5 protein-coding genes are annotated in these 7,131 nt (G+C 64.2%); 1 reads left to right on the plus strand and 4 read right to left on the minus strand.

Translation table 11 applies throughout. The features are described 5' to 3' along the window. Positions 1–92: 92 nt before the first annotated feature. Positions 93–1,493: a sugar transferase gene (locus tag AB0K08_RS11735; RefSeq protein ID WP_363354638.1), complete on the plus strand. Its 1,401-nt coding sequence runs from the start codon at positions 93–95 to the stop codon at positions 1,491–1,493. Between the two features lie 22 nt (positions 1,494–1,515). Here the strand turns inward: AB0K08_RS11735 and AB0K08_RS11740 are convergent, their stop codons facing one another. The 4 genes from AB0K08_RS11740 to rfbB all read right to left on the minus strand — a co-directional run bounded on the left by AB0K08_RS11740 (position 1,516) and on the right by rfbB (position 6,838). After that, the gene (locus tag AB0K08_RS11740) at positions 1,516–2,088 is read right to left on the minus strand and encodes a hypothetical protein (protein ID WP_363354612.1); all 573 of its coding nucleotides are present in this window, start codon (positions 2,086–2,088) and stop codon (positions 1,516–1,518) included. A gap of 86 nt (positions 2,089–2,174) precedes the next feature. Then, positions 2,175–4,304 (minus strand): glycogen debranching protein GlgX, encoded by a 2,130-nt coding sequence (gene glgX, locus AB0K08_RS11745; protein WP_363354614.1) that lies wholly within the window; start codon positions 4,302–4,304, stop codon positions 2,175–2,177. A gap of 75 nt (positions 4,305–4,379) precedes the next feature. Then, positions 4,380–5,834 (minus strand): dTDP-4-dehydrorhamnose reductase, encoded by a 1,455-nt coding sequence (gene rfbD / locus AB0K08_RS11750; protein ID WP_363354616.1) that lies wholly within the window; start codon positions 5,832–5,834, stop codon positions 4,380–4,382. A gap of 5 nt (positions 5,835–5,839) precedes the next feature. Continuing rightward, a complete protein-coding gene (gene rfbB / locus AB0K08_RS11755; protein ID WP_363354618.1) occupies positions 5,840–6,838 on the minus strand; it encodes a dTDP-glucose 4,6-dehydratase in 999 nt (332 codons plus the stop codon). Positions 6,839–7,131: the final 293 nt, after the last annotated feature.

The raw sequence follows: 7,131 nt of genomic DNA on the forward strand, positions 1-7,131 counted from the left end.
TGCACGGCATGCCTACGGCAGTACTTACGCACACGGAATCCAAGAAGGCGGCTAAACGCAGTCGGCCGTGGACCGTCAGGGTCGTATCGAGAATGGGCGGTGTGGATGCCTTAGCCATCGTAATTTCGGTTACCGCTGCACAAGTCATTCGGTTCGGCTTCTCCAGCGGAGCCGAACTTGAAGGCACCTGGGACGCGTCCTATCTGAGTTTCAGCGTCTTCCTCTGCTTCGCCTGGTGGATGTTCCTGGGCTTCTTCAAATCAAGGGATCTGAAGATTCTGGGGGCTGGTCCAGACGAGTACAAGCGCGTGGCCATGGCGTCGATCTACCTTTTCGGGCTCATCGCCATCATCTCCTATGTCTTTACTCTCGATCTGGCTCGAGGCTACGTAGGTACAGCCCTCCCCCTCGGACTCGTGGTCCTCCTCCTTGGCCGCTGGTTCCTGCGTAGACAGCTAGCCCGAGAACGTGCATCCGGTCGATCCATCCGGCGCGTGGTCATCCTTGGAAATCCCAGCGCGGTCCAGCATCTCAACAGGTCACTGTCTGAGGTGCCCGCAGCTGGATACAAGCCTGTCGCAGCTATACTTCCCGGGTTCCGCCTAGATTCTCCGGCGGGCGAGGAAGGGCTGCCCCTCCCAGTCGCCAGCGTTTCGCAGTCTATCCCTGACGTTCTCCGGGTCCTTGAGGAATACGATGCAGATGCTCTGGCAATCTCTGCAGGCGTCCCCCTCAAGACACGCACGGTACGTCAACTGGGATGGGAACTTGCGGACCGCAGGATCAGCCAGATCATGGCTCCCGCACTGACGGACATTGCCGGACCGCGCATCCACGCCCAGCCCGTCGCCGGCCTGTCTCTGATCCACGTTTCCACACCACGACTCGGTGGGCCCGAAATATTCCTGAAGAGAAGCTTCGATATCGTCGCCTCGGGCATTGGTCTCCTTGTACTCTCACCTTTTCTTCTGGCGTTCGCATTGGCCGTCAAGATCGATGATCCCGGACCGGCGTTCTTCCATCAGCAACGCGTTGGGAAGGACGGGGAACGTTTCTACATGCACAAGTTCCGTTCCATGGTGGTGGACGCCGAGGCGCGACTGGCAAAACTACAGGAGCAGAACGAGGGATCCGGAGTGCTCTTCAAGATGAAAGACGACCCCCGGATCACCAAATTCGGGGCCTTCATCCGTCGGTACTCCATCGACGAGCTTCCCCAACTCTGGAATGTCTTCGTCGGCGATATGTCCCTCGTCGGCCCCCGCCCGCCGCTTCCGGATGAGGTCGCCGAGTACGAGCAGCATGTCTCCCGTCGTTTGCTCGTGAAGCCCGGCATCACCGGTCTGTGGCAGGTCAGTGGGCGCTCGGATCTGAGCTGGGACGAGTCGGTAAGGCTCGACCTCTACTACGTGGAGAATTGGTCCTTCGTGCAGGATCTGCTGATCTTGGGAAGAACCGCCAAAGCCGTCGTCGGCAAGGACGGCGCGTACTAATCACCTCTCGTGGGGAATCACTTCACGATTTGGGGCGGGTGAGGTCCTTGGCCCACTCGACAGCGCCCTCGACGGGCCGCGGGAACTCTGTAGAGCACCCCGGGGTCAACAGTGTTTTGCCGAAAGCGGCAACTCCGTAGACCACCTGGTACGCGCGCTTGGCTGGGTCGAAGTCCCGCTCAAACTCGTAGAGATGCAGAGAAGAGTCCCAACAGCGGGAGACAATCATCCGTGAACGCTCCAGATGATTGTCGAAGGTGAGGATGCCCAGACTTTCAGCCCCGCGTTCCCGAGCCAGGTCGGAGCCAATCATGGCCTCGCCCTGGGTCGTGACCGGTTCCGGACTGAAGCACACGATCTCCGCTTCCGTGCCCACCCGCGAGTTGCCGCACAGACGGTCATCGGCACCCTGGGGGTGGGAGACGATGAGCAGGTCGGTCACGCCGTCGTTCGCGAGTTCCACAGCCCGGTCGTAGACGGCGTCCTGGGTGTACAGCACCAGCAACGCGTCCACGCGTGGCGCCGGATTGGTCCGCGGAAGCAGCACGAGCCACGTAAGCACCACCAGAGAAAGACCGACGACGATCCCCACCACCAGTACACTCCGCCGGACGGCGCGTCCGTGGATATTTCCGGACTGCGTGACACCGTCAACAGTGCGAGCGGAGCCTCGCGCCATGGTCACCGCTGCGCCGACTGCAGGATGACGATGCCGCGGCCGGGCACGGAGATCCGGTCCCCGGCGGAGAACTCGGTGGTGTCCGGGGTGGCCTCGGCGGTGTCCACCACCAGGTCCCAGGTGTCCGGGAACGGCTCACCGGGCAGGGTGTATTCCACCGGCTCCCAGTACGCGTTGAGCAGCACGTAGAAGTCGTGGTCTCCCCCACCCCCGTTATCGTCGCCGTTCCGTTCAGATTCGGCCAGGTCGTGGCCGTTGAGGAAGAAGGCGATCGACTGGGCGTAGTACGTCTCCCAGTCGGACTCGTCCTTGGCGGTGGCGTCCGGTTCGAGCCAGACGATGTCCGGCAGGGCCATCGAGTCGGCGCGGGCGGCGGGCCGGCCGTCGAAGTACCGCCGGCGCCGGAACACCGGATGCTGCTGCCGCAACGCGATCGCCCGCGCGGTGAACTCGATCAGGTCCTCGTCCGCCTCGTCCCAGTGGATCCAGGACAGCTCGTTGTCCTGGGCGTAGACGTTGTTGTTGCCCTGCTGGGTACGGCCCAGCTCGTCTCCGTGGCTGAGCATCGGCACGCCCTGGCTGATCATCAGCGTCGCCAGGTAGTTCCGCTGCTGCTGGGCACGGAGCCGGAGGATCTCGGTATCATCCGTCTCCCCCTCCACGCCGCAGTTCCAGGAGCTGTTGTGGGATTCGCCGTCGTTGTTGTCCTCGCCGTTGGCCTCGTTGTGCTTCTCGTTGTAGGAGACCAGGTCCCGCAGGGTGAAGCCGTCGTGGGCGGTCACGAAGTTCACCGAGGCCCGCGGGGTACGCCCGTCGTCCTCATAGAGGTCGGCCGAGCCGGTGATGCGGGTGGCGAACTCCGCCAGCGTGCCGGGCTCCCCACGCCAGAAGTCCCGGACGGTATCCCGGTACTTGCCGTTCCACTCGCTCCAGAGCCCCGGGAAGTTGCCGACCTGGTAGCCGGCCCAGCCCACGTCCCAGGGCTCGGCGATGAGCTTCACGGTGCGCAGGACCGGGTCCTGCCGGACCACGTCGAAGAAGCCGCCCAACATGTCCGGGCCCTGCTGGCCTTCCGAACGGGTCAGCGTGGTGGCCAGATCGAACCGGAAGCCGTCCACGTGCATCTCCTGCACCCAGTAGCGCAGGGAATCCATCACCAGCTGCAGCGCCATCGGGTGGGACAGGTCCAGCGAGTTCCCGGTCCCGGTGTAGTCCATGTAGTGGCGCTCGTCGCCCTCCACCAGGTGGTAGTAGTTCACGTTGTCGATCCCGCGGAAAGACAGCGTGGGGCCCATGTGGTTGCCCTCGGCGGTGTGGTTGTATACCACGTCCAGGATGACCTCGAGCCCGGCGGCGTGCAGATCCTTGACCATTTGCTTGAACTCTCGCACCTGTCCGCCGGTGTCTCCGGCGGAGGAATAGGTGTTCTGCGGGGCGAAGTACCCGAGGGTGTTGTACCCCCAGTAGTTCGAGAGCCCCTTGTCCTGCAGGGAGGAGTCGTTGGTGAACTGGTGCACCGGCATCAGCTCCACGGCGGTGACCCCCAGCCTCGTGAGGTGCTCTACCACCGTGGGGTGGGCCAGCCCGGCGTAGGTGCCCCTCGCCTCTTCGGGCACTTCCGGATGGAGCTTGGTCATGCCCTTGACATGGGTCTCATAGATGACGGTCTCGTTGAAGGGGATGTCCGGGCGTTCGTCCTCACCCCAGTCGAAGGAGTCGCCCACCACCACGCCGAGCATGGTGTGTCCCAGCGAGTCGGAGGTGTCGATCGCGTCGTGGTCCTCAAAGTCGTAGGAGAACTGGTACTGGCCCCAGTTGAAGTCCCCAGTGATGGCCTTGGCGTAGGGGTCCAGGAGGATCTTGGCGGCGTTGTAGCGCAGCCCGGACGCCGGATCCCAGGGACCGTGCACCCGGTAGGCGTACAGCTGGCCGTCCCCCACGCCCGCCACGTGCGCGTGCCAGGTGTTCCCGGAGCGCTCCACCAGCTCCACGCAGGTCTCTGCGCCTTCAGCGTCCACCAGGCACAGCTCGACCTTCTCTGCGTCCTCGCCGACGGAGAGCGCGAAGTTCGTCCCGTCCTCGTCTGGGGTAGCACCCAGGGGGTAGGGCACGCCGGCAGTGGTCTCGACCATGTGTCTCCTCGGATGGAAGCGGACTCCGAGGAACAGTCTATGGCGGTAGCGCCCAGACGCCGGTGTGATCCCGGTCTACGGCCGGGAGTCCGCGAGGTACTCCTCGAGGGCTTCCCACTGGTCCCGCGGCGTGAAGCCGGTGGCCTCGAGCTTGGCCAGGTCCAGCACGGAGTTCAGTGGCCTGCGCGCCACGGACTTGCCGGCGAAGTACTCCTCGGTGCTCACCTCGGTGATCTGCGACGACGGCCGGCCGGCGTCCGCGTACACGCGCCGGGCAACCTCGGCCCAGCTCCCCGGCTCTCCCCCGTTGGTCACGTTGTACGTCCCGTAGGGGGCGTCACCGTTGCGCAGATGGATGATGGCCTCGGCCAGGTCCCGTGTAAAGGTCAGCCGGCCGACCTGGTCGGCCACCACGGAGGGTGCGATGCCGCGCTCGGCCAGCGACTGCATGGTGCGCACGAAGTTCTTCCCCTCCCCGATCACCCAGGAGGTCCGCAGCAGGTAATGCCGCGGCACCACCCCGACGGCCAGGTCCCCGGCAGCCTTGGAGGTTCCATAGGCGTTCACCGGGCGCAGCGGATCGGCCTCCGCATAGGCTCCCTCGCGAGTGCCGTCGAACACGTAGTCCGTGGAGACGTGGATGAGCGTCACCTGGTGTTGCGTGCAGGCCTGGGCCAGCCGCGCCACGCCCTCGGCGTTGGCGGCCCACGCGGCCGCACCGCCGGCCTCGGTCTCGGCCTCATCCACGGCAGTGTAAGCGGCGGCGTTCACCACGGTGCCCACGCGGCGCCAGTCAATACGCCCGACGGCGGCCGGGTCGGCCAGGTCGAAATCGTCCCGTTCCAGGGCCCTCACGCCGGGACGGTCGGCCAGCTGCCGGCTCAGTTCCCGGCCCAGCTGCCCCCTGGCACCGAGGACAAGGGTGGTGGTCGGGGCCATGGGGACCACTTCGGTCAGGGGTGGGTGGGCGCGGTCTTTGTCCGATAACGCTGCCTCATCCAGCGAGATGGGCCAGTCGATGGCCACCGCGGAGTCGGCGAGGTTGAGGAAGGTGTACTGCGCCTGCGCCTCGGCGGACCAGTGGTCGTTGACCAGATAGGTGTAAGCGGTGTTGTCCTCGAGGGATTGGAAGGCGTTGCCCACACCGCGGGGCACGTAGATCGCCGTGGACGGGTCGATCACGGCGGTGAACACCTTGCCGAAGGTGCTGCCCTGGCGCAGATCCACCCAGGCGCCGAACACGGAGCCGGTGGCCACGGAGATGTACTTGTCCCAGGGCTCGGCGTGGATTCCACGGGTAGTACCGCGGCTGGCGTTGAAGGAGATGTTGTTCTGCACGGGCCCGAAATCCGGCATGCCTAGCTCGGTCATCTTCTGCCGTTGCCAATTCTCCTTGAACCAGCCTCGGTTGTCACCGTGCACATTGAGGTCGAAGAGGGTAAGGCCAGGGATGGTGGTGGGCTGGGCTGTGAGGGGTTTCGAGAACTGCACGGCCGCCGTCGCACCTTCTTGCCTTGCCGTCTGCGCCATGCCCGTCACTGTCCCGTCAGTTGGTACCTGGCCTCTGCCGCCGCCTTCTGCGGCCGCCACCACTGTTCATTATCCCGGTACCACTGCACGGTGGCCTCCAGACCGGCGTGGAAGTCGGAATATTGCGGGAACCAGCCGAGCTCAGTGCGCAGCTTGGTGGAGTCGATCGCGTAGCGCAGGTCATGTCCGGGGCGGTCGACCACGTGGTCGTAGGCATCGGCGGGTTCGCCCATGATCTCCAGGATGGATTCGATGACGGTCTTGTTATTGTGCTCTCCATCCGCGCCGATGAGGTACGTCTCCCCCAATCGGCCACGCTCGAGGATGGTCAGCACTGCCGAGGAGTGGTCGTTCGCGTGGATCCAGTCCCGCACGTTGAGCCCCTCGCCATAGAGCCGTGGGCGGACGCCGTCGATGACGTTGGTGATCTGGCGCGGGATGAACTTCTCCACGTGCTGATGGGGGCCATAGTTGTTGGAACAGTTGGAGATGGTGGCCCGAAGACCGAAGGAGCGCACCCACGCTCGCACCAGCAGGTCGGAGCCTGCCTTGGTCGAGGAGTAGGGGCTGGAGGGGTTATACGGAGTGGACTCGGTGAACCGTTCCGGATCGTCCAGTTCCAGATCCCCATAGACCTCATCCGTTGAGATGTGATGAAACCGGACGTCATGCCGACGGGCTGCCTCGATCAGCGCGTAGGTCCCCACGATGTTGGTGTCCACGAAGGGCCGCGGGTCATTGAGCGACTTGTCGTTGTGGGACTCGGCCGCGTAGTGCACCACGGCATCCACTTTGGGCATGAGCTCGTCCAGGAGGTCAACGTCCGCGATGTCCCCTCGCATGAGCGTCACTCGGCTAGGAGGCAGATCGTCCAGAGAAGCGCGGTTGCCCGAATACGTCAATTTGTCTAGCACGATGACGCGGTGGTCCGTGACCTCCAGCACGTAGTGGACGAAGTTGGACCCAATGAAGCCGGCGCCGCCGGTGACGAGGAAGGTGCTCACAAGAGCAACTTAGCCACGTATCAAGCTACGGACCCCGGTGGACAGTACTCGATACTCACCCGGAACTGTCCTCGCTGTTACGGGTGCTCGTCGCCCAATGGCAATGACAGCGCTTTCCGTTCGTATACTCATTCACGGATCAGATCGAACAAAAGTGGCTTATGACGACTCGAAAAGTCACAACACCAAAGGGGACCGCATGACTGACATCTCCAGCGTTGCCGTGATCGGCCTGGGTTACATCGGCTTGCCGACGGCGGCCATCCTCGCGGGTCACGGCCTGCGCGTCCACG

Source organism: Citricoccus sp. NPDC055426 (assembly GCF_040677445.1).
Lineage (GTDB): Bacteria > Actinomycetota > Actinomycetes > Actinomycetales > Micrococcaceae > Citricoccus.

Coding starts and splice junctions, on each gene's coding strand:
- glgX (WP_363354614.1), bottom strand. CDS start 4,304: ATGGTCGAGACCACTGCCGGCGTGCCCTACCCCCTGGGTGCTACCCCA.
- AB0K08_RS11735 (WP_363354638.1), top strand. CDS start 93: ATGGGCGGTGTGGATGCCTTAGCCATCGTAATTTCGGTTACCGCTGCA.
- rfbD (WP_363354616.1), bottom strand. CDS start 5,834: ATGGCGCAGACGGCAAGGCAAGAAGGTGCGACGGCGGCCGTGCAGTTC.